The organism is Flagellimonas alginilytica (assembly GCF_042134605.1).
GTDB classification, from domain to species: domain Bacteria; phylum Bacteroidota; class Bacteroidia; order Flavobacteriales; family Flavobacteriaceae; genus Flagellimonas; species Flagellimonas alginolytica.
The window spans coordinates 2,015,245-2,037,116 of record NZ_CP169638.1 but is presented as its reverse complement, the minus strand read 5'-3'; the positions used below and the strand labels follow the sequence as shown (position 1 = coordinate 2,037,116).

Below are 21,872 nucleotides of genomic sequence, written 5' to 3'. Positions count from 1 at the left end.
GTTTTATTTTAAAATAGTTTTAGAACAAAAAATACCATTGTCAATAGATAGACGATATAGGCTGCATCGAACGCGAATATCTGCCATCTGCTAAAACCGTGAAGTTCCTTGCTTTGATGGACAAAAAGGGAGTACAAAAGCGGCATCAGTCCAACGAAGGCAAGATTCACCCAAAACAACTGGAAATCTTCGATAGGGGTAGTAACCAGCGCCAACGGGAAAAAGGCGACCGTCATCGTAACAGCATTATCTGCGATAACACTAGTGGTGCCTGCCGTTACTTCGCCTCCTTTCACCACGCTCCAGGTCTTAAATATTTCAGGCGCGGTGGTCATTATACCCGTGATGAACAATCCCCCAACGATTTCAGAAATATTCAGGGCCGAAACAATATTTTCTGTTGCCTTAACAATAAAAAAAGCACCCACAGCTATGGCCAGGGCCCCGGCCACGGATAACCAGACTTTCTTTTTGTCCCATTCTACTTTTTCGCCCTTTTCCCTGCCTTTTATAATGGCATGCGTTAAAAAAGCAGCATAGGCAGCCAGCATAATATAGCCATCGATGGGTTGTAATCCACGCCAGGCTTTGGGAAGGGTTAGTATAGCTACCAAAGCAATGATTGCCAGGTAGGGGATGGACAATACCGAAACAGAACGTTTGTTCAGAGCCAGTAGGTTGGCATCCAGATGTTTTTGGTGTTCCTTATTATTTTTAAATTGCTTTCTGGAAGCGAAATAGGCTATGCTAACCATCAACGGAATGGAAATTATATTGGAACCCAAAAGGTTGCCCAGACCAATTTCCGATACTCCCCGGGCTGCACTGGTAACGTTTACAGCTACCTCGGGGCTGGCGGTCACAATGGCAAGGAGAGCTGCTCCTGCAGAAGCTGTAAGCCCCCATTGCTTACGGAGCATCTTTAAAGGCGTCAAGAGTTGGTCCGCACCCCAATGGGCAGCCCAAGCTGCCAATCCCAATACTACTACCCAAAGCCAAACGTTCATAACTAATCGTTGTTTATAATTTTTCTGTTACCCTCAGTATATTTCAACTTTTTATTTTCCGATATTTTCTGGTCTTTTTTTTGTTGGCTTTGAAAGATCAGGAGTAAAATCACTCCCGTGCTAATCCAGACATCTGCGGTATTAAATACAGGGTCAAAAAAAGTAAATTGATTACCTCCCCAAAATGGCAGCCACTCCGGAAGCCTTGTATCAATAATGGGAAGGAACCACATATCCACGACATTGCCATTTAAAAATCCAGCATATCCACCCCCTGACGGGAATATTTCTGCAACGTTTTGTACTGCCGGATCACTTTTTTCAAAGATCAGTCCGTAAAATGCACCGTCAATCAAATTACCCAATGCACCTGCGTATATAAATGCTGCACAGATTACAAAAACCTTTGCATATCCTTCACGTATCATCTTTTTGATATAAAAAGTCCCCCAAACAATGGCGGCCAGCCGAAATAGGATCAAAACAAGCTTGGCCAGATATCCCTCCCCAAACTTAAAGCCCCAGGCCATTCCGGGATTTTCCAAAAAATGCAAGCGAAACCAATCCAGGCCAAATACGTAGTACTCCTCGCCATAATAAAAATGGGTCTTCACATAAATCTTTATGGTCTGGTCTATTGCCAACAACAGTAAAATCAATAATGCTACACTACTTTTATTCATAATTTCCTATTGTTTCCCAACGTCTTGTGCAACATATATTTGCATTATTTAGATAATTTTAAAATTCTTATGGCGCCCCGCATTACAAACGTGAAGACGATGCCGCCAATCACCAAATCGGGCCATTTGCTATTCAGAAAATAGACCAGTACCCCTGCCACTATAACCCCACCGTTTACAATAATATCATTGGACGTAAAAATGGCACTGGCCTGCATATGGGCCTCCTTACTTTTAGCCTTGTTTATCAACCAAAGCGAAATAAGGTTCCCCAGTAGGGCTAAAATGGAAACTACAATCATCCACTGGAACATTGGTGTTTCACTACTGGTAAAAAACCTTCTTAATACCTCTGCAAAACCAAGTGTTGCCAATGCCATCTGAAAATACCCGCTGAATTTTGCGACCTTCTTTTTTCTTGAAATGGCACCGCCTACCGCGAATAGGCTTAGCGCATATACGATGGAATCTGCCAGCATATCCAACGAATCCGCCACAAGTCCCATAGAAGAGGAAATCCAACCTGTGGTCATTTCGATAACGAAAAAACCAAAGTTGATGCCCAAGACCCACCAAAGGATTCTTTTTTGTTTGGATTGGTCTTCCATTACGGGTGGTTCGGCTTCTGTGGTTCCCTCTAAAGAATCCCCAAGGTTTAAACCGGCTATTGATGTTTGTATATCTTCAATGCCATCCACATGATATACTTCCAATTTCCTGTTGGGAATATCAAAATCCAAATATTTCACTTGAGCATAAGATTCCAACTTCATCCGGATCATCTGCTCTTCCGAAGGGCAATCCATTTTGGTTATCTTAAATGTTGTTTTCTCCATTATCTCTTTTTTTATTTTTAATATTCGTTATAATAGTTGTCCTTTATCCGGATACAATTGTTACAAAATCCTTTTAGCAGCAGGTTTACTTCTTCTGCCTGAAACCACTCCGGCAAAGGCACTTTTGCTCTTCATCTTTCTCCCATTTACCAATGTATGTTTCCCAGTAGCTCTTTTGAATTTTTAGGAACCCCCGCAGGCTATCCGGTTTCATCAAAGACATAGACATTTCATTTCTTTGCCTGTATGCTGAATTATTCAGTGTCTGGACACCCTTCTGGAGGAATAATGTTTTTTGCACTCTTTTAGGAGCAGCGTCTTTTCGCTGAAACTTTTCAGTGTCATAGAAAACCTCCGCGGCTTCTTTTCCACTCATGCAGATCGTTTCCTTTAACATCAAACGGGTTCTAAAAATATCGGACCAAAGCTTTTGACGCTTTTTCTGAATAAATTCATAGCCGTCACGAAGTAGCGTCAAACTACTATCGATGTTTTTGTCTTTCGGAATAGTTCTCATGCTCTTTACATTTTTAAAATATTTATTTTATTTTTTAGACCATAAACTTAAACTTAATACAAACTGATTTAAGTCTTATGAAATGATTAAAAACTGCCTAATCCGATTTTACAATTAAATTAAGGCCGTTAAATATGCAACGCTCTGTCTTCGGTGGCTGCCAGACAGGCCTCTTTAAAGGTTTCTGAAAAAGTTGGGTGCCCGTGGGACATCCTTGCAACATCTTCGGCAGATGCCCTGAATTCCATCGCTACCACCGCTTCGGTATAGCTGTCTGCAATGCGTGGCCCTATCATATGCACTCCCAATATCTCATCAGTTTCTTTATCTGCGATTACTTTTATGAAGCCGTCGGTGTCCATACTTATTTTCGCCCTTGCGTTGGCCTTAAAAGGAAAAGAGCCTGTTTTAATACTTCTTCCTGCTTCTTTCAATTCTTCTTCGGTTAAGCCTACCCCGGCCACTTCGGGCTGGGTATAAACAATATTAGGAATAAGCGAATAATTGATATGTGGCTTTTGATCTGCTATCCTTTCGGCTACAAAAACGCCCTCTTCACTGGCTTTATGGGCAAGCATTGCCCCTCGGATTACATCCCCAATGGCATATACACCCTTGACATTGGTTTCAAGGTTCTCATTTACCGTTACCTGTCCTTTCTCATTGGTTTCCACGCCAATGTTTTCAAGGCCTAAATTGGCGGTGTACGGTTTCCGGCCAATGGCCATAAGGCAATAGTCGCCTTCTAAATTCATTTCTTTTTTATCGGACAGGTTTTCCGCTTTCAATTCAACTTTGTTGTCCGTTGCTGTTGCATTGGTCACTTTATGTTCCAAATAAAACTCAATTCCCTGTTTTCTTAGGGAACGATGCAATTGATGTCCCAGTGCGCCATCCATAGTGGCGATGAGGCTATCAAAATATTCCACAATAGACACCTTAGAGCCCAGGCGGGCGAAAACAGAACCTATCTCAACCCCGATAACGCCTCCACCAACGACCAATAAATGGTCGGGAATTTCCTGTAGCGCAAGGGCCTCGGTAGAAGAGATTATCCTTTTTTTATCGATTTTAATATTGGGCAAGGAAGCGGGTTTGGACCCTGTGGCAATGATAATTTTATCGGTTTCTATAGTTTCCGTTTTAGCTTCGGCCTTAATCTCAATCGTGTTTTTGTCCTTGATGGTGCCGTGGCCTTCATAGACGGTAACTTTGTTCTTTTTCATCAGATACCCAACGCCATTGATGATTTCCTGTACCACATCCTGAACCCTTTGGTTCATTTTTTTGATATCGACATTGGCTTCTTTTACATCAATCCCAAAATTTTCGAATTGATGTTTGAGTTTGTAATAATGCTCAGAGGCTTCAAGCCAGGCTTTTGACGGGATACAGCCCACGTTAAGGCAGGTGCCGCCAAGCGTGCTGTACCTTTCAATAATGGCTACTTTTAATCCTAATTGGGCGCAACGTATAGCGCTTACATACCCGCCAGGGCCAGAGCCTATAATTGTTACATCATATTTTTCCATATTCGTAAATTTTTTAATTAAATAAGGTGGGGGAAACCTTAAGCTGACCAGGGGCGCAAGGGTTCAGTTTTAAGGTACTCCCACCTATTATTTTTTACTACAATTTTTACATACCCCTTTTAATACCAGGTTCAAATCGTTTATTTCATAATCGTCCGGCAAGTTTTGTTTCGATATTCTATCCGGCAAGCAAATAGTTTTTCCGCAAACGGTACAATGAAAATGCATATGTAAATCTGTACCGTATTTACCTTTGGCCTTTTTATCGGAAATTGCAAATTTTGCCACTCCTGTCCCATCATTAATCTGATGAATTAGCCCTTTATCTTCAAAAGTTTTTAGGTTTCGATAAAAGGTAGTTCTGTTTGCCGTTTTGTTTTTTTCGCTTTTAGCGATAAAGACTTTTTGCATTTCGTTTAAACTTACTGCATAGGTCTTCCTATTGAGGTATTTGTGAATTTTCAACCTCATTTCAGTGGGACGTATCCCTTTTGACGATAATTTTTTTTCCGTTTTTGTCATTTTATATTCTTTCGAAAAACAGTCTAAGTCCGGATCTAATCTTTTTTATAAGCCAAAAGCCTTAACGCATTAAAAACCACCAGAAGCGTCGAACCTTCATGGATTACTACAGCCACTCCAATATTTGCCAAGCCGAATATGGTTGAAGGTATAAGCAGGGCCACAATACCAAGGCTAACCCAAAGGTTTTGCCTGATAATCGCCTTTGCCTTCCTGCTTAAGCCTATGGCAAAGGGCAGGGTTTCCAACTTATCGGCCATTAGCGCAATATCCGCCGTTTCCAAGGCTACATCACTTCCCGCAGCACCCATAGCTATGCCTACAGTGCTGTTTGCCATGGCAGGGGCATCATTAACGCCATCGCCCACCATTGCCACCTTGGATTCCTTTTCTTTTAATTCTTTTATAGCATCCACTTTTTCTTCCGGCAATAGGCTCCCCCAGGCATCGGTCAATCCTATTTCTTCTGCTACAGCGTCTGCTACCTTCTGGTTATCTCCGGTAAGCATGATCATTCGTTTAATGCCGATTTCTTTTAATTTTTTGAGGGTTCCCTTGGCGGCTTCACGAGGGGTATCCATTAATGCAATGATGCCTATATATTCTTCATTTTTTCGTATAAGCATTGTTGTATTTCCACCACCTTCAAGACCACGCACTTTCGTAGCTATTTTTTCGGAAGGTGTACTCTCATCAAGCCCTTCGTACAGGTCGAGGTTACCTATATAGATTTTATCATTGCCAAACGATGCTTTAATCCCTTTACCCAGAACTGCCTCCAAATTAGAGGCATTTGGGATTTCCTCGCCTTCCAGACGCTCTTTTCCATCACGAACTACAGCTTTGGCCAGGGGGTGATCACTCAAACTTTCCACAGCTACTGCTATTTTGAGAAGTTCGTTTTCAGATATATTTCCAAGTGGCACCACTTGGGTAAGTTTTGGCTTTCCTTCCGTTAGAGTTCCGGTTTTATCAAAGGCGAGGGCGGTAATAACCCCCAGGTCCTCCAGAGGGCGCCCTCCTTTAATTAATACCCCGCCACGGGCAGCTCTGGCCACTCCACTCAATACAGCACTTGGGGTCGAGATTGCCAACGCACAGGGACTTGCAGCTACCAGTACCGCCATTGCCCGGTAAAAGCTCGCGCTAAAGGGTTCGTCAATAACTAAAAAAGCGAACAAAAGAATCCCGACCAAAATAAGGACGGACGGCACAAAATATTTTTCAAATTTATCGGTGAGCAACTGGGTAGGTGATTTTTGGGTCTGGGCCTCGTTAACCAGTTTCACCAATCGGGAAAGCGTTGAATCTTTGGCTGCTTTGATCACTTTAATTTCCAAAGTATTGTTCCCATTGATCGTTCCGGCAAAAACGCGGTTTTCATCCTTGATATCATCTTGCGCCGAATAATCCTTGTCAACATCTTCTACGGGAACTTTATCTACCGGTACACTTTCCCCGGTAATCGGAGCTTGGTTGACACTGCTTTTTCCGTTGACCACAACGCCATCGGCAGATATTTTACTGTTCGGCTTGACCACGATAATATCGCCTATACCCAATTTTTCGATACCCACCTCTTCGGTTTTGCCATCTTTTTTGAGCAAAGCTGTTTTTGGTGCGAGATCGGCAAGGGCCGCTATGGACTTTCGGGCCTTGTTCATTGCATAGTGTTCCAGGGCGTGGCCAAGGCTGAACAGGAACAGCAAGAGTGCACCTTCGGCCCATTCTCCCAGAACAGCGGCACCTATGGCGGCCACCAACATTAAAAAATCGATTTCAAAACCACCTTTGGCAACGGTCTGTATGGCCTCTTTTGCCGTAAAGTAACCCCCAAAAAAGTAAGCACCTATGTATAAAGTAAGACTGACCCAATCTGGGATGGATGCAACATAGGAAAGTCCGAAACCTATCCCGAGAAGGGCGCCGCAGATAATAGAAAAAATAAGCTCCGTATTTTTACCGAAAATCCCACCGTGGGCGTGCCCTTCTCCTTCCTCGTGGGTCTCGCCCTCTTTGTGCTCGTGCCCCTCTGTGGAAGTTTGTTCTTTAGTATCTTCCTTCTTTGAACGCTCCTGTTTTTTGGATGCTTTGGTGTAATCATTTTCGTTTGAAGAACTCCGCTGAATCTGAAGGTATTCTTTTTCAATTTGTTTACTTATTTCATCAAAATTCGTTTGCTTTTTATCAAATTCAAGTCGTACCATTCCAGAGCCTGAAACGGAAACTTCCAAAACTCCATTGATTGCCAAAAGGCTTTTCTCGATGGAACGAGCGTGCCTTGTATGTCTAATCCCCTCAACCTCTAAAAGAAGATGACCATATTTTTCTGTAATTTCTGCCCCGGCATTTTCCGCCAAAGATTGAATTCGGTCAATAGAGATAATGTCCGGATCATAATGAAAGCACAGTTGCGGCACCGTATCTTCCTGATCATCTACTATATGTACTTTTTCAAGACCCTCTTTGGCCTCTAATTCAGCAATGAGCCTTTGCACACAAGTGTCTTTTTCATTTGGCACCTGAGGTAGCAATACCGGAATTTTTAGTTGTAGCTTTTTCATATCCCTATTGGTTTAATATCCATCTTTTAGCTTCTTCCTTTTCGGTAAAGTCGAAATATTTAACTTCCGAGCTTGTAAAAAAATCAGTGGCTTTAGCAGCCCATTCCTGCCATTCTTTTTCACCCACAAAGGCCATCTTTCCATAATCTGAAATATGGGCGGTATCAACTTTTAAATCTTCCCATAAGCCTTTGAGATCGTAGCCCTTAAAGTTAACTAGTTCAAAAAAGAAATTCACCTTATTTCCATTTTTGACAATATTATGTATCAAAGGATGGATTTTCTCTATATCCTCTTTAGTAATCTTACCGCTTATTGAAGCGGATATCAAATTGCTTTTTTCGACATTTTTGATTCGTATCATTGTTTTAAGTTTTTATGAGCAGATTGGTCTATGTTATATTTTAGCTTCTTTGCTTTTTGGCATTTTACACATGCCCCCTTCAAAACTAAATTTACTTCGGTTATTTCGTATTTGTCAGGTAAATTTTCCTGTGGAACTTTATTGGGCAAACAGAAGGTTTTGCTGCAATTCATACAGTGAAGGTGTAAGTGTAGATCCAGCGAATTCTTATCAGAATATGCATATTTTGCGGTAGCCGTACCGTCATCAATTTGATGTATAATCCCTTTCTTTTGAAATAATTTTATACTCCGATAAATTGTTGTTCTATCTCGTGTATGTTTACTTTTTTTAACGAAAGCCGTTTCTATTTCCCTTAATGTTACAGCATAAAACTTTCTTTTGAGATATTTATAAATAAATAATCTCATTTTGGTAGGTCTAATCCCGTTGTTTCTAAGTGTTTCTTCGGCTTTGGTCATCTCATAAAATTAAACGCCACTACATTTCTCACATATTCCCTTTACTACCAGATTGATATCCTCTGCCACATAGCCTTCGGGCAGGTTTATCTGAGGGATTTTGTGCTCTGTAAGGCACACGGTTTCCCCGCAACTATTGCAATGAAAATGTAAGTGAAGGTCGTTTCCCACCTCACATTCACAATTGTCTTCGCACAGGGCATATTTAATGATGCCGGTGCCATCCTCAATTTGATGCACGATTCCTTTTTCTTCAAATGTCTTCATAGTACGGAAAAGCGTACTCCTTTCCGAGCTTTCGAAATCCTTTCCAAGGTCGCCTAAGCTAACGGCCACATTCAGTTGTGCCAGCCGTCTATAGGTCATCAAGCGCATTGCCGTAGGGCGGATGCCTTTGCTTTCCAACTTTTTTACTATTTTTTCCATTTGCTATAAAAGTATTTAGGGGTCGTAACGCTTTATGGATTCCCCGGTTTTTATCTGGAAGGCATCTTCAATATCGGAAAGATAAATTATTCCGTCACCGGGTTCAGTTGTTTTTGCATTCTCAAGGATAATATCTATTGCTGATTGTGCTTCTTCGTTTTGACATACCAGTTCTAACTTTACAACCGGACTGTCTGTTACACGGAAATCTAAAGAAGGTGATGCGCCTTTTGCTTTAAAAGCCCCGGTACCTTCCCCCTGGGAAAGCGTCATACTTTTGAATCCACTTTCACTAAGGGATTCTATCACTTTTTGAACTCGTTTCGGTTTTATAAATGCTTTTATTTCTTTCATTGCTGTAATATTAATTTTAGTATTAAGGATGAACCCTCTGGAATTTTAATTAAGACAAACATTTAACAGAGAGTCCATCCATCTAATTTTTTTAATTTAATGACCATGGGAAGTCTGGCTTTTCTGCATTTCAGAAACCAGATAATAGGCATTATTATAGGCAACCAACGTACCTTCAGGCAGAGGCTCCAGCAGTTTAATTTCAACCCAACCATCTTCATTTATTCCCGTTCTAACCTGCACTGGTTTCAATTCCCATTCGGTTTCACCATCTTCCTGGTGTTTTTGGGCCGTAAAGATGTAGGGATTTCCTTCTTCTTCAATTATTGCTTCTTCCGGTAAGGCAGGAACAGCTTCTTCACCGGTCCTGATTTTTCCGTTTATATACATCCCCGGAATTAGAAAATCTTCTTTATTATCGATTTCTGCATGCACATGTACCGCTTTGGGGTTTTGTTCAAATTGTTTCCCCACTGAATAAATTTCCCCGGTTAAATTACTGCCTGGAACCGATTCCAGTGTAAACGCAATCTTTTGGCCTTCTTTCACCTTATAAATATCTTTTTCAAAAACCATTAGATCGGCATGCACATGTTCATTATCAACTACCATAAACATACTGGTTTGTGGTTCTACATATTGGCCAATTTGCACCTTTACTTTTTCTATATAACCTCCAATTGGGCTTACTACCGGAATATATTCATATAATTCACCGTCTCTAACCTGGGAAGCATTTAGGTTTAACTGCCGTAACTGTGATTCATACCCCCGCACTTCACCTTGTACAGACTGGTAATCTGATTGGGTTTGTTGAAAAGATTTTCCAGATCCTACCTCTGCTTCATATAAACGTTTCTGTCTTTCAAATTCCTTTTCCAAAAATTGCATCCTACTATATGCATTAATATAATCAGACTGCATTCTGGTTAAATTTGGGTGAGAAAGATAAGCCAACACCTGACCTTTATTTACCTTATCCCCCTCAATAACCTTTATAGAAGTTATATTACCGCCTAAAATTGCCGTAACGGTAGCTTCATATTGTGGCGGCACTTCTAACTGGCCATTGGCTTCCACAATACCGGACAAAGCTTTTTTAGGCAAGGTATCTACTTTAATCCCCAGACTATTGAATTTCATTTCTGAAAGATGTACCGAACGCATCCCTCCTTCTTCTTCATCTCCTTCCTCACCGTGATTTTCACCTTCTTCGGTATTAGTAGTTGCAGTTTCACTGGAAGCATCTTCCCCTGCCGCAGGATTTTCTTTACATCCAAAGAATATGCTGAGCGTTAAGGCAAGCATTAGAATATTTATTGATCTTGTATTCATATCGATTTTCTTATTTTAATTTTTAATTTGAATTCTTAAGGTAATATTCCAGTTGGTAACGGCTGTCGAGATAATCGTTAAAAGCACTCCAGGCATTTACCTCGATTCTAATGGCATCTCTTATATTTTGAAGGAAAGTTATATAATCTATAGCTCCCTCTTTAAATGCTAATACTGACCCTTCCTGTTGTTCCTGTGCTAAAGGAAGTGCTTCATCCCTATAATAATTCCATGAGTTTCTCCATTTGATATAGTCTTCACGCATATTTTTATAGGCGGTTTCCAGTTCGATTTTATCCTGATAAAAGTTTTGCTCTGCAATCTGTCTATTTACTTGTGCTTCCTGTGTACGGCCTAATTCCGGCCCAAAAAACAGCGGAATTTGAATTCCTATTTGATATTGGAAGAAACCCGATTGCCCGGCTATTTCCTGCCTACCGTACTGACCCTGAAATTTGGGCAAAAATTCAGATTTTCGTTCTCTGGTAACCGCTTTGGCAACATCTATCCTTTGTTCCGAAACCTGTAGCAACGGATGATTTTCAAGCGACTCTACCAGAAAGTTTAAAGGTTCGTCTAAAGTTTCAACAGGCAAATCTGGTACATCATAGATTGTGTCACTAACGAACCATAGGTTTAAACGCTGTATTGATTTCAGGTAATCTCGGTACGATTGTTCCAGCTGTATTTTAACCTCGTTCGCCTGGTTGGAGGTAGCAAGATATTCCAATTTGGAGGTGGCCTCTGTTTCATACCTGATTCTTGCAGCCCTTTCAATATCTTCAAAAATTGAATCCATTTTTCTATAAACCTGGAATGTCCTTTTAGTTGTATAAACCGAGGCCCAGGCCCTGCTTACTTCACGTTCAATTTCAATAGTAGATAACTCTAAGGCACTTTCAGCAAGGGCAACCCTTTCTTTCTGCAATTTTAACCGGGGGGCAATTCCAAAAATATCAATGCCTTGCTGTTGGACGCCAATTTGAGTATAGACCCCATCAGAGCCATTTCCTACTTCTTCTTTTCCTGTAAAGATTTGGGTATTTCCAAAATCATAGGCGGTTTTACGCAATACTTCCTCACTTTCAATTTCAAGTTGAGCAGCTTTTAATTGCGGAAAGTTTTGGATTGCCATTTCTTTAGCCTCTTGCAAACTAATAGTTTGTAAAGAATCCTGTTGTGAATATTCAGATGACATTGCATCAGATTGTGCATTTACAGAAAAGGTTCCGCCTAAAACAAAGCCAATTATCAAAATCGTAGCTAAAGATCGTGAATTGGAAGAACCAAGCTTGTTCTGTTCCTTTTTCTCCCGTCTCTTCTCTACAAATGTATAAAGGACAGGAAGAACCACCAGCGTAAGCAAGGTAGCCGTAAGCATACCACCTATAACAACTGTAGCAAGTGGTTGTTGAACTTCTGCACCGGCAGATGTGGAAAATGCCATTGGTAAAAAACCGAAAATATCTGTTGTTGCTGTTAACATAATAGGTCGTATTCGTTCTTTGGTTCCTGTAAAAATTCTATCTCTTATACTGGTTACTCCTTCTTCTTTTAAAGAATTGAATCTATTTATTAGTACCAGTCCGTTTAAAACTGCAACACCAAACAGAACAATGAAGCCTACACCTGCGGAAATGCTAAATGGCATACCTCTTAACCAAAGGGCAAAAACACCTCCGATAGCAGCCAATGGTATCGCCATATAGATCATGATAGATTGGGAAAAAGATTTTAAGGCAAAATATAGAAGCACGAAAATCAGGAATAAGGCTATCGGTACCACAATCACTAATCGGTCTTTGGCACTCTGAAGGTTTTCGAACTCCCCTCCATAAGTAATATAATAACCTGGTGGCAATTCTAATTCCTCATCTAATTTTTGCTGAATGTCGTTCACCACAGACTCTACATCTCTTCCCCGGGCGTTTACACCCACATAGGTTCTTCTGTAGGTATCATCTCTTGAAATTTGCATAGGCCCCGGAACATACTCAATATCTGCTATTTCTTTTATAGGCACCTGAGTTCCGTCTGGAAGATCGATATACATACCACGCAAATCATCAATATTCTTTCTATGATCTTCATCAAATCTTACTACCAGATCAAATCGTTTTTCTCCTTCAAAAATGACTCCGGCTGTTCCTCCTGCAAAAGCTGTACTTATGTAATCATTGGCTTTTTGGATATCCAGTCCATATTGCGCAATTTTATCACGGTTAAATTTAACGGTCATTTGTGGGAGGCCTGATGTTCGCTCCGCGTTTACGTCTCCTGCACCAGGCACGGTTTGGATAATACTGGCCATTTCCTGTACCTTTTCCGACAACACCCCCAGGTCCTCTCCATATAGTTTAACCGCAATATCTTCTCTAACCCCCTCTAATAATTCGTTGAACCTTAATTCTACAGGTTGCGTAAACACAAGGTTTACCCCAGTAAGTTCTTTATTGAGTTTTTCCTTGATTTGCGCTATAAGTCCTTCTTTAGTTTCAGCGGTTGTCCAATTATCCTTATCTTTTTCAAGAATCAGGTACATATCTGCTATATCCATCGGCATTGGATCTGTTGGGATGTCCGCTACTCCAATTCTTGCTGTTGCTGTTTTAATTTCAGGAAAATTTTCTAGAAGGATATTTTCTATTTTTTTGGAAACTTCAATAGACTCTGTTAATGAACTTCCTGGTCTGATTAAAGCCTGCATTGCAATATCCCCTTCATCCAGTTGAGGCACAAATTCTCCTCCCATTCTGGAAAAAAGGAAACCGGCTAATACAAGTAGAACAGCAGCAGCACCTACAACAATGAGCTTCAGTTTTAATGCCCCTTTCAGTAAAGGCATATATACCCTTTGTATTCCACCAATTATCTTATCACTTATCCTTTCCAGCCAGCGTTCAAACCTTCCAAACCAGTTCTTTTTATTCTGAATGGGTTTCATAAATAGGGCAGACATCATAGGGACATAGGTAAGGCATAAGAAAATAGCACCTATCATGGCAAAACCGAAAGTGTACGCCATCGGCTTAAACATTTTACCTTCTACCCCCGTAAGAAAAAGTATAGGCGTGAATACAATAAGAATTATAATCTGTCCAAAAAATGCGGAACCCATCATCGTGGTTCCGGCATCATAGGCTACTTTATCCATTACGCCTTGATTGAATTTTAGCTTTCCAGACCTAATCCGTTTTTGGATCTCATACACCGTTCCTTCTATAATAATCACGGCACCATCTATAATAATCCCAAAGTCTATAGCTCCCAAGCTCATTAAGTTTGCCCATACATTAAATTGCTTCATTAATATAAAGGCAAAAAGCAAGGACAACGGTATGGTCGTGGCCGTTATGATGCCACCTCTTAAACTACCCAACAATAAAACAAGGGCAAATATCACGATTAGGGCGCCTTCCAGTAAATTGGTTTTAACGGTATCGGTCGTTCTGGCAATTAGCTCACTACGATCAATGATAGGGGCGATAGTGAGACCTTCTGGCAGGGATTTTTCAATTTCTGCCATACGATTCTTAACATTTTGAATAACCGCATTAGGGTTTGAACCTTTTAGCATCATTATTATTCCTCCCACGGCTTCCTTACCGTCTTGCGTAAAAGCACCATAACGTACCTGATTCCCAAAATGGACGCGTGTTGCAACATCTCCAATAGTTACGGGAATGTTGCCCTCGTTAATAATCGAAATATCTTTAATGTCTTCCAAAGAGCGAATAAGACCTTCACCTCTTATGAAATTTGACATTTTATTTTTTTCTATGTAAGCACCGCCTGTATTCACATTGTTCCGAGCGAGAGCCTCATACACTTGTGAAATACTAATACCCAAACTATTCAACTTATCTGGGTTGACAGTGACCTCGTACTGTTTAATACTGCCTCCATAAGAGTTGACCTCTACCACGCCTTCCAGTAATGTGAGTTGTCGTTTGATAACCCAATCTTGCACGGTGCGCAGTTCCATAGGCGAATACTTGTTTTCAAAACCCTCCTCTGGCTTTATAGTGTATTCATAGATTTGACCTAAACCAGTAGAGATGGGACCCATAGATGGACTTCCAAATTTTTCAGGGATAGATTCGCCCAGTTCGTTTAGTTTTTCCTGTACCAGCTGTCGAGGAAGATAGGTTCCCATATCGTCTTCAAAAACGATAGTAACTACGGAAAGGCCAAAGCGTGAGATAGATCTTATTTCTGTAACGCCTGGTAAATTACCCATAGATAGTTCTACGGGATAGGTTACAAATTGTTCAATATCTTCTGTGGCAAGATTTGGCGACTGGGTGATCACCTGAACCTGATTGTTAGTAATATCTGGCACCGATCCCAGGTTGACGGTCATCATGGACCAAATACCCGTCCCTATCAGCGCTAAGGTAAGTAGTCCAATAATAAATTTATTATTAATGGAAAATGCGATTATCTTATTAATCATATAAATAAAAATTTAATTCAGTTAAAATTCTTGATAATAATTTTGTGCCTAACAAAATCTATCAATAGGACCAAGGATCTAGTATGAGAACCAGGATTTGGTCAAAAAAGGATATAATTATCCTTTAAAAAAACTGAATTATGCCCGAGGGGGCTGAAAAAGGGAATGGGGAATATCTTTGCCAAGGTCATCAAAATGGACAAAGAATTCTTGAGGAATAGCAGGCTGTAGCGGTTGAAATGCAACAAGCCCAAAATTTATCGTGTGAACGTGACAACAATGGCATTGGCAAAAAGGCGAGCATAACTCACAGTTTTGGTCGTGGTCGCCATCAATATCTATTACCGTAACAACTTGGGTGTCATCGGCACTATTTGCCGCATCGCTACAAGGCACTACATTGAGTGCCAAGAAATAAAACGATAATATGATTGCTACAACTTTCACAATGCAAAGATAAAAATATTTTGGTGCAACTGTGTTGCAAAATGGTAAGGCAGAAAAAATCCAGTTTGAGGTACTGGACAAACCTATATTAACTTTATGCCATAGCATAGACTTCATCAAATAGCTTTTTATCCAACCGTTCCTGTTGGCCAAAGCTCTTCTTCAATGTATTGTGTAAAACTGCATTAAAGGCATTGTAGCCCAACCACAAATTCGGTTCTTCATTGAGCAACAAAGCCTCATAATTCAAAATCTCAATGACCTCACGGGATTTTTTTGAGGGGTCACTGTTCTTATCGCTACATTCATACCGAAACAGTTTTGTTCTGTCCAGCACTGCTTTTACGAATTCTCGTGTATCGATGATTTTAAATTCCTTCATCTTATCAAATTTCTTAGTGATGGTATAGAACTCATTGTCTAAAAATTTGTCGAACAGGTTGTTCAGCCTAGGCATTATGAGGTTCGTATTATTCTTACTATGCTTAATGGAAAAATCGATTTCAGCCTGAGAAACGTGTAAGCCATTGGAACAGATTTTGCGATAAAACCCAAAATGACCAGAGGTCTTTTCACTACCGTCATACGAGTTCTTAAACCGAAGCATTGGCAGAATCAAATCCTGATGGTTCTTGACCGTAAACTGGCTTTTATCGTCTATGATGAAGTCGGTAATAAATGACCTGTCATTTTTGTTGATGGTGCGTTTGTGATAATTCAACTGCGCATCGATAAGCATTTCTTCAGCTTTTTTGAAGAACAATTGGTTCGGAATGTGTCCGTAGCTGTTGGATACCACATTGACAATCTTACCATTTGATATAATGGCATTTTCCAATCCACGACGGGATTCCATTTGGGTAAGACTTTTCAAGGATTTCATTTCTGATGATACGAAGATTTCATCCTGTTGTAAATTTTGTAAATACATAACTATTAAATTTTAATTAGACATTTTGTGATAATACCGCGAAGTACTTTGGGTATTTTTCTCTGTAGTAAGCCAAATGGCTTTCGGCACTTTCAATCGTGTAATTTTCTTTACTTGATTGATAATGTTCTTCGGCTTCTTTCACCGAAATCTTTGATTCACTAAATACTTGTTCCATAATACTAAAGGTTTTGATTAAACAATATTTGAGCATTGCCCAAACGGAAGCTAAAATCTCAGCTCAAAAGGAAACGGAATAAATAAGCGATGGATGGTGAGTAGGCTTTATGCCGTAGTCTTTTGATAGGTGTATTTTACGAGTTTACCTTTGCACCGATATTGATTGATTATTTTTCCCTGCACCGACCGTATTTTGAATTAAAAGAAAAAGGGCCGACACGAATGCCGACCCTTCTTCAAACAACAAAAGCTAATCGTTGAGTTCCTGAATTTTCTTTTCGAGAACTGCAATCCGCTCTTTCAAACGTGCTTCACGCTTGTTTCTCTTTTCCTCATATTCTTTCTCGATACTAGAAATCTTGGATTTGTAATATCCTTGCATCGCATTGTAGAATGAAATATTCGTTAAATTATTGACGTGGTTACTTTCGCCAAAATGAACCTGTTTGGTCAAGATATAGCGTATCAGCCTATAAAAAATTTCTTTTTTGAAATTCTTTCTGAAATGTTCTACCATTTCGACCCGTGTCATTTTTGATGTATAATTCAGAAGTCCTGAAAAGTATTTCTGCTGACCAGTATAATCTACATTATTCTCAAAAAGTGATATTGAAAATGCGACCATCTCATCAGTCGAAAGCGCATTCTTTTTATCGACATATTTGGTCTCTCTTATCATTTCGACAATTTCTTCAAATTGCTTATTGTTTTCTATCTGCTTCTTCCGGATTTCCCTTTCGTTGATTTTGATGATTTGTTCCTTGGGCGTACAATCTACCATCTTTCTACTGGTCAATGGTTCAGAATATTCAGTAGAATCATTCTCTGATTTCTCAACCACTTTTACGAAAATCTCTTTATGCTGGTAGGTCTCGGGATGGAATACGGCGCCATTCACGAAGCCATTGTCCTTGGCTGAATTAAACTTTTTTAGGTCTTCCTTGTAACTCTGTATTGCTTCTTCTAGCTCTGCTTTCAGTTCAGCTTCAGAATAATCATAATGCTGATATTCAGCCTTAATGGCATCCATTGTTGGCTTGATTGGGCTTTCAATGATTTCAACATCATCCAGCAAATAGACATTCAACCCATTATTTTCAAACTGGGAAATAATAAGCTGATTCTTTTCTTCATTTGCCCAATACTGTCGTATTTCTGGAATTAACAGTATGTTTTCTTTCTTGGATTTTTCAATCAGGTTCAGGAACGACTTGGTTTTTTTCGTCTCAAAACAAGCCGATTTGGTACAAACCATTTTACCTTCGCCGAAAAGATTTCCTTGATTGGCTGCATTGAATGGACATTCTACACAGGAACCAGCTTTTGAGACTAACTTTTTATCCGCAACATCAAAAGGTGCTTTTTCCAAATCGTAGGTCTGGTCGTTAATCATTCTGTTGATTTGATGTGCCTTAAAATTATCACCCATCGTTTCCAGCATCATCTGTTGTTCTTCTGGTGTAAAGAGAGCCACACCAACACCCAATGAAATCGTCATTTCGCCATTGCGCACAAAATGTTTGAAGCCGTCAATCAGTCCAGCCAACTTCAATCGTTGTCTAATAAAGTTATCCGTTCTTCCTAAGCGCTTCGCAATTTCTAAAGGTGAATACTTATCGCTCAGATAAGAAATCGCCTCGGCTTCTTCGGTGGGTTCAACATCCTGTCGTTGTAAGTTCTCGATAATTTGTACTTCAAGGACGTCATTGTTCTCATAAGTCCTTACGATACAGGGAATTGTTTTCTTTCCGGCTAATTTACTAGCACGATACCTACGTTCACCCATTACAATAGTAAAATTCTTTCCAGATTTTCTAACGGTTATCGGTTGTAAGACACCGAACTCTTTGATACTATCAGAAAGTTGTTGTAACTGTTTCTCATCAAAGGTTTTTCTTGGTTGTTTAGGGTCAGGCTTGATTTTACCAATGGGTAAGTTCTCAATTTGAAGTGCTGTAGTTGGTTTTCCGTTCACTTCGACTTTGGCAGCAACTCTTGTTCGACTGCGCTTTCTCTTGGTACTCGCTTTTGTTGTCATAATACTCAAATTTTAGATTAAACAATATTTGAGCAGAAACACAAACGGAAGCTAAAATCTTGGCTCAAAAGGAAACGGAATAAATGAGTAAAGGAAGAAGCGTCGGCTTTATGCCGTAGTCTTTTGATGGAAGTATTTTACGAGTTTAACTTGCGGTTATATTGTATGATAAAAAAACTTCTATCCAACGCGCTTAATTGCAATACTTTTTCTCTGATGAAAATAGAAGCTTGAGAGCAAGAACTTGTACTATATTTATACTTTTCTGTGGCAAAAATTAAGCGACTTGGAAACTATAATTCCTTAAGTAAAATGATAAAAATCGCTAGACTTTTTTTAACAAAGGACTATTTCATAGCAATCAATATCGAAAAATCACAAATGATACTATTTGAAATTTACACCCTAAAAAAGACAAAATGTTGTACCTATGTTGTACCTGTATAATTTTTAGTGCCAATTTTTAAATAAGAAAAGCCGAAGATTTCTCTTCGGCTTTTGTGCGGGTGAAGGGACTCGAACCCCCACACCTTGCGGCATCAGATCCTAAGTCTGACGTGTCTACCAATTCCACCACACCCGCATAAAGTGCAATTTAACACTTTTTATTTGGTTTAATCCTAAGTCTAGCGTGTCTACCAATTCCACCACACCCGCGAATTGGAGTGCAAATATAAATCAATTTTCCGATTTGCAAATGCACTCCCCTTAAAAACTTGTTTTTTGTACTTTTAGGGTCCTTTTTAATTCATATATGAAAGACATAAATAATTACATCAACACGAACAAAGACAGATTTATCAACGAATTGATCGACCTACTAAAAATCCCCTCCATTAGTGCGGATCCGGCTTATTCCAATGATGTTCTGGCAACTGCGGAAGCGGTAAAAAAATCATTGGAGGACGCTGGTTGCGAAAACACCGAAATTTGCGAGACCAAAGGTTATCCAGTGGTGTATGGCGACAAGATTATTGACCCCGATTTACCTACTGTTTTGGTGTATGGGCACTACGATGTTCAACCGCCGGACCCAATCGATCTTTGGGATTCCCCTCCTTTCGAACCCGTGATCAAGAACACCGATCTACACCCCAACGGTGCCATTTTTGCCCGTGGGGCCTGCGACGACAAAGGACAGTTCTTTATGCACGTGAAAGCCGTTGAATATATGATCAACAACAACGCTTTGCCCTGTAACGTAAAGTTTATGATCGAAGGTGAAGAAGAAGTAGGAAGCGATAGTTTAGAGGATTTTCTTAAGGAAAACAGTGAAAAACTTAAAAACGATATTATCCTGATTTCGGACACCGGTATGATTGCCAACGATACCCCGTCCATAACCACGGGACTGCGAGGACTAAGTTATGTAGAGGTAGAAGTTACCGGTGCCAACCGGGACCTGCATTCCGGGATTTACGGAGGCGCTGCACCCAACCCTATTAATGTGCTGGCCAAAATGATTGCGCAACTCCACGATGAGAACAACCATATTACCATTCCAGGGTTTTATGATAAAGTTGAAGTTATTTCGGACGAAGAACGTGCCGAAATGGCCAAAGCCCCTTTTGACCTGGAAGCCTATAAAAAATCCTTGGATATTGGCGATGTACATGGAGAAAAAGGGTATTCAACACCGGAAAGGTTCGGTATCCGACCTACCTTGGATGTCAATGGAATTTGGGGCGGTTACACAGGCGAAGGTGCAAAAACAGTAATCGCGAGCAAGGCTTATGCCAAGATATCCATGCGATTGGTTCCCGATCAAAATTGGCACGAGATTACAGAACTGTTCCAAAAACATTTTGAATCGCTGGCGCCAAAAAGTGTAAAAGTAAAGGTAAAACCACACCACGGTGGACAAGCCTATGTTACCCCGATCGATAGTATCGGATACCAAGCGGCATCCAAGGCCATGGAAACCACTTTTGGAAAAACCCCAGTACCGCAACGGACGGGAGGAAGCATTCCGATCGTTGCCTTGTTCGAAAATGTTTTTGACAGTAAAACAATCCTTTTGGGCTTTGGTCTGGACAGCGATGCCATACACTCGCCCAACGAACATTTGGGCGTATGGAACTTTCTAAAGGGCATAGAGACCATCCCTTACTTTTATAAATATTATACCGAAATGAAGGGCTAGAGTTTTTTTACGTACTTGGTCACAATCACAATATTCTGACCATCTACCTTACCTTCAATATATTCAGCATTTTCGTGATCCAGGGAAATCCGTCTAACGGCGGTTCCCTGTTTTGCGACCATGCTCGACCCTTTTACTTTCAGGTCCTTCACCAACACTACACTATCTCCATTTTCCAAAATATTGCCATTCACGTCCCTGTGGATAATTTTTTCACTGTCCGACATACCTTCGCCAGTTGCCTTCGCCCACGCCAAAGTTTCATCGTCCATGTACATCATATCCAAAAGATCTTGCGGCCAGCCTTCGGATTTTAAACGGCTGAGCATTCGCCAAGCAACAACTTTTACCGCATCGTGTTCGCTCCACATACTATCGTTTAAACACCTCCAATGATTCGGGTCTGTTGTCTCCGGGTTCTCTATTTGATCTTTACAAGTTCGACTTATTAAAATACTGCCATCCAAGCCTCCCGTGGAAACTGGTGGAACCTCATAAATGATTAAATCTTCCGCTACACCGCTCAATTCGCAAACTCCTCCACTTCGTTCACGTAATTCGTCGATTAACCCCATAATGAATTATTTATGGGCAAACTTAACATTTTTAGAAGATGATAAAACCTTTTAACACCATAAAACAACTCTACATTTGTAGAATTAAAATTTTTATTCTATGTTTGTAGAGCAATTTTTTTTAAACAATCGAAAATGCAATTGTCGAAATCCGAGGAAGAGTTAATGAACATTGTCTGGAAATTAAAAAAAGCCGTAATGAAGGACCTTTTGGATGCCTACCCAGAGCCAAAGCCGGCCACAACCACGGTTGCGACTCTTTTAAAGCGAATGACAGACAAAGGTTTTGTCGCCTACAATCAAATTGGAAGAAGTAGGGAATACTATCCACTGGTAAAAAAGAAGGATTACTTTTCCAAGCATGTAAACGGGCTCATTAAAAACTTTTTTAACGATAGTGCAAGCCAGTTCGCCTCCTTTTTTGCCCAAGAAACGGATTTGACCAAAACCGAGCTCGAAGAGCTGAAAAAATTGATCGACAACGAAATCAAAAAGAAATAA

Annotated in this window: 20 protein-coding genes and 1 tRNA gene; 2 read left to right on the top strand and 19 right to left on the bottom strand. The window is 40.2% G+C overall.

The annotated features are described in order from the left end of the window. Nucleotides 1–8 precede the first annotated feature (8 nt). From ABTP35_RS08940 to ABTP35_RS08855, 18 genes are all read right to left on the bottom strand, one after another. On the bottom strand, nt 9–1,007 hold the full coding sequence (locus ABTP35_RS08940; protein ID WP_009778867.1) for a sodium:calcium antiporter: 999 nt from the start codon (nt 1,005–1,007) through the stop codon (nt 9–11). 2 nt (nt 1,008–1,009) lie between these two features. Continuing rightward, complete coding sequence (locus ABTP35_RS08935) at nt 1,010–1,690, bottom strand: lipoprotein signal peptidase (RefSeq protein WP_009778866.1); 681 nt, start codon at nt 1,688–1,690, stop codon at nt 1,010–1,012. Nucleotides 1,691–1,734: 44 nt separating this feature from the next. Continuing rightward, nucleotides 1,735–2,526 (bottom strand): cation diffusion facilitator family transporter, encoded by a 792-nt coding sequence (locus tag ABTP35_RS08930; RefSeq protein WP_027885442.1) that lies wholly within the window; start codon nt 2,524–2,526, stop codon nt 1,735–1,737. An 85-nt stretch (nt 2,527–2,611) separates the two neighbouring features. After that, nucleotides 2,612–3,043, bottom strand: a complete 432-nt coding sequence (locus ABTP35_RS08925) for a hypothetical protein (RefSeq protein WP_027885443.1) — start codon at nt 3,041–3,043, stop codon at nt 2,612–2,614. 128 nt (nt 3,044–3,171) lie between these two features. Further along, complete coding sequence (lpdA, locus tag ABTP35_RS08920; protein ID WP_111126196.1) at nt 3,172–4,575, bottom strand: dihydrolipoyl dehydrogenase; 1,404 nt, start codon at nt 4,573–4,575, stop codon at nt 3,172–3,174. Nucleotides 4,576–4,662: 87 nt separating this feature from the next. Next, on the bottom strand, nt 4,663–5,097 hold the full coding sequence (locus ABTP35_RS08915) for a Fur family transcriptional regulator (RefSeq protein WP_008613740.1): 435 nt from the start codon (nt 5,095–5,097) through the stop codon (nt 4,663–4,665). 35 nt (nt 5,098–5,132) lie between these two features. Next, complete coding sequence (locus tag ABTP35_RS08910) at nt 5,133–7,661, bottom strand: heavy metal translocating P-type ATPase (protein ID WP_093026604.1); 2,529 nt, start codon at nt 7,659–7,661, stop codon at nt 5,133–5,135. A 4-nt stretch (nt 7,662–7,665) separates the two neighbouring features. Then, nucleotides 7,666–8,025, bottom strand: coding sequence for an STAS/SEC14 domain-containing protein (locus ABTP35_RS08905; protein WP_027885449.1), 360 nt, complete (start codon nt 8,023–8,025; stop codon nt 7,666–7,668). Then, nucleotides 8,022–8,486, bottom strand: a complete 465-nt coding sequence (locus tag ABTP35_RS08900; RefSeq protein ID WP_051191359.1) for a Fur family transcriptional regulator — start codon at nt 8,484–8,486, stop codon at nt 8,022–8,024. Before ABTP35_RS08900 ends, ABTP35_RS08905 begins: the two co-directional genes overlap by 4 nt. 9 nt (nt 8,487–8,495) lie before the next feature. Then, on the bottom strand, nt 8,496–8,912 hold the full coding sequence (locus tag ABTP35_RS08895) for a Fur family transcriptional regulator (RefSeq protein WP_027885450.1): 417 nt from the start codon (nt 8,910–8,912) through the stop codon (nt 8,496–8,498). 15 nt (nt 8,913–8,927) lie between these two features. Continuing rightward, complete coding sequence (locus tag ABTP35_RS08890) at nt 8,928–9,266, bottom strand: P-II family nitrogen regulator (RefSeq protein ID WP_008613762.1); 339 nt, start codon at nt 9,264–9,266, stop codon at nt 8,928–8,930. Nucleotides 9,267–9,362: 96 nt separating this feature from the next. Further along, nucleotides 9,363–10,601 carry an efflux RND transporter periplasmic adaptor subunit gene (locus ABTP35_RS08885; protein WP_281139054.1) on the bottom strand — a complete coding sequence of 413 codons (1,239 nt, stop codon included), beginning with the start codon at nt 10,599–10,601 and terminating at the stop codon, nt 9,363–9,365. A 22-nt stretch (nt 10,602–10,623) separates the two neighbouring features. After that, entirely contained in the window at nt 10,624–15,057 is a 4,434-nt protein-coding gene (locus tag ABTP35_RS08880; RefSeq protein WP_293296956.1) for a CusA/CzcA family heavy metal efflux RND transporter, read from the bottom strand. Nucleotides 15,058–15,195: 138 nt separating this feature from the next. Beyond that, complete coding sequence (locus ABTP35_RS08875; protein WP_293296958.1) at nt 15,196–15,504, bottom strand: DUF6660 family protein; 309 nt, start codon at nt 15,502–15,504, stop codon at nt 15,196–15,198. 94 nt (nt 15,505–15,598) lie between these two features. Beyond that, complete coding sequence (locus ABTP35_RS08870; RefSeq protein ID WP_281139057.1) at nt 15,599–16,435, bottom strand: DUF932 domain-containing protein; 837 nt, start codon at nt 16,433–16,435, stop codon at nt 15,599–15,601. Nucleotides 16,436–16,451: 16 nt separating this feature from the next. Further along, on the bottom strand, nt 16,452–16,613 hold the full coding sequence (locus ABTP35_RS08865) for a hypothetical protein (protein WP_281139058.1): 162 nt from the start codon (nt 16,611–16,613) through the stop codon (nt 16,452–16,454). Nucleotides 16,614–16,865: 252 nt separating this feature from the next. Further along, complete coding sequence (locus tag ABTP35_RS08860; protein WP_281139059.1) at nt 16,866–18,653, bottom strand: ParB/RepB/Spo0J family partition protein; 1,788 nt, start codon at nt 18,651–18,653, stop codon at nt 16,866–16,868. Between the two features lie 501 nt (nt 18,654–19,154). After that, a tRNA-Leu gene (locus ABTP35_RS08855) sits at nt 19,155–19,236 on the bottom strand. A 171-nt stretch (nt 19,237–19,407) separates the two neighbouring features. Here ABTP35_RS08855 and ABTP35_RS08850 point away from each other — a divergent pair. Continuing rightward, the gene (locus ABTP35_RS08850) at nt 19,408–20,796 is read left to right on the top strand and encodes a dipeptidase (RefSeq protein ID WP_293296962.1); all 1,389 of its coding nucleotides are present in this window, start codon (nt 19,408–19,410) and stop codon (nt 20,794–20,796) included. On the opposite strand, the gene ABTP35_RS08845 is transcribed toward ABTP35_RS08850, so the two are convergent. Beyond that, nucleotides 20,793–21,371: an alkylphosphonate utilization protein gene (locus ABTP35_RS08845; protein ID WP_293296964.1), complete on the bottom strand. Its 579-nt coding sequence runs from the start codon at nt 21,369–21,371 to the stop codon at nt 20,793–20,795. The two genes, ABTP35_RS08850 and ABTP35_RS08845, sit on opposite strands and share 4 nt — an antisense overlap. Before the next feature lie 135 nt (nt 21,372–21,506). Here ABTP35_RS08845 and ABTP35_RS08840 point away from each other — a divergent pair, with 135 nt between their 5' ends. Then, entirely contained in the window at nt 21,507–21,872 is a 366-nt protein-coding gene (locus ABTP35_RS08840) for a BlaI/MecI/CopY family transcriptional regulator (protein WP_224835565.1), read from the top strand.

Excerpts from the sequence above, each read along its gene's own strand:
- ABTP35_RS08940 (WP_009778867.1), bottom strand. The coding sequence starts at position 1,007 with ATGAACGTTTGGCTTTGGGTAGTAGTATTGGGATTGGCAGCTTGGGCT.
- ABTP35_RS08935 (WP_009778866.1), bottom strand. The coding sequence starts at position 1,690 with ATGAATAAAAGTAGTGTAGCATTATTGATTTTACTGTTGTTGGCAATA.
- ABTP35_RS08930 (WP_027885442.1), bottom strand. The coding sequence starts at position 2,526 with ATGGAGAAAACAACATTTAAGATAACCAAAATGGATTGCCCTTCGGAA.
- ABTP35_RS08925 (WP_027885443.1), bottom strand. The coding sequence starts at position 3,043 with ATGAGAACTATTCCGAAAGACAAAAACATCGATAGTAGTTTGACGCTA.
- lpdA (WP_111126196.1), bottom strand. The coding sequence starts at position 4,575 with ATGGAAAAATATGATGTAACAATTATAGGCTCTGGCCCTGGCGGGTAT.
- ABTP35_RS08915 (WP_008613740.1), bottom strand. The coding sequence starts at position 5,097 with ATGACAAAAACGGAAAAAAAATTATCGTCAAAAGGGATACGTCCCACT.
- ABTP35_RS08910 (WP_093026604.1), bottom strand. The coding sequence starts at position 7,661 with ATGAAAAAGCTACAACTAAAAATTCCGGTATTGCTACCTCAGGTGCCA.
- ABTP35_RS08905 (WP_027885449.1), bottom strand. The coding sequence starts at position 8,025 with ATGATACGAATCAAAAATGTCGAAAAAAGCAATTTGATATCCGCTTCA.
- ABTP35_RS08900 (WP_051191359.1), bottom strand. The coding sequence starts at position 8,486 with ATGACCAAAGCCGAAGAAACACTTAGAAACAACGGGATTAGACCTACC.
- ABTP35_RS08895 (WP_027885450.1), bottom strand. The coding sequence starts at position 8,912 with ATGGAAAAAATAGTAAAAAAGTTGGAAAGCAAAGGCATCCGCCCTACG.
- ABTP35_RS08890 (WP_008613762.1), bottom strand. The coding sequence starts at position 9,266 with ATGAAAGAAATAAAAGCATTTATAAAACCGAAACGAGTTCAAAAAGTG.
- ABTP35_RS08885 (WP_281139054.1), bottom strand. The coding sequence starts at position 10,601 with ATGAATACAAGATCAATAAATATTCTAATGCTTGCCTTAACGCTCAGC.
- ABTP35_RS08880 (WP_293296956.1), bottom strand. The coding sequence starts at position 15,057 with ATGATTAATAAGATAATCGCATTTTCCATTAATAATAAATTTATTATT.
- ABTP35_RS08870 (WP_281139057.1), bottom strand. The coding sequence starts at position 16,435 with ATGTATTTACAAAATTTACAACAGGATGAAATCTTCGTATCATCAGAA.
- ABTP35_RS08865 (WP_281139058.1), bottom strand. The coding sequence starts at position 16,613 with ATGGAACAAGTATTTAGTGAATCAAAGATTTCGGTGAAAGAAGCCGAA.
- ABTP35_RS08860 (WP_281139059.1), bottom strand. The coding sequence starts at position 18,653 with ATGACAACAAAAGCGAGTACCAAGAGAAAGCGCAGTCGAACAAGAGTT.
- ABTP35_RS08850 (WP_293296962.1), top strand. The coding sequence starts at position 19,408 with ATGAAAGACATAAATAATTACATCAACACGAACAAAGACAGATTTATC.
- ABTP35_RS08845 (WP_293296964.1), bottom strand. The coding sequence starts at position 21,371 with ATGGGGTTAATCGACGAATTACGTGAACGAAGTGGAGGAGTTTGCGAA.
- ABTP35_RS08840 (WP_224835565.1), top strand. The coding sequence starts at position 21,507 with ATGCAATTGTCGAAATCCGAGGAAGAGTTAATGAACATTGTCTGGAAA.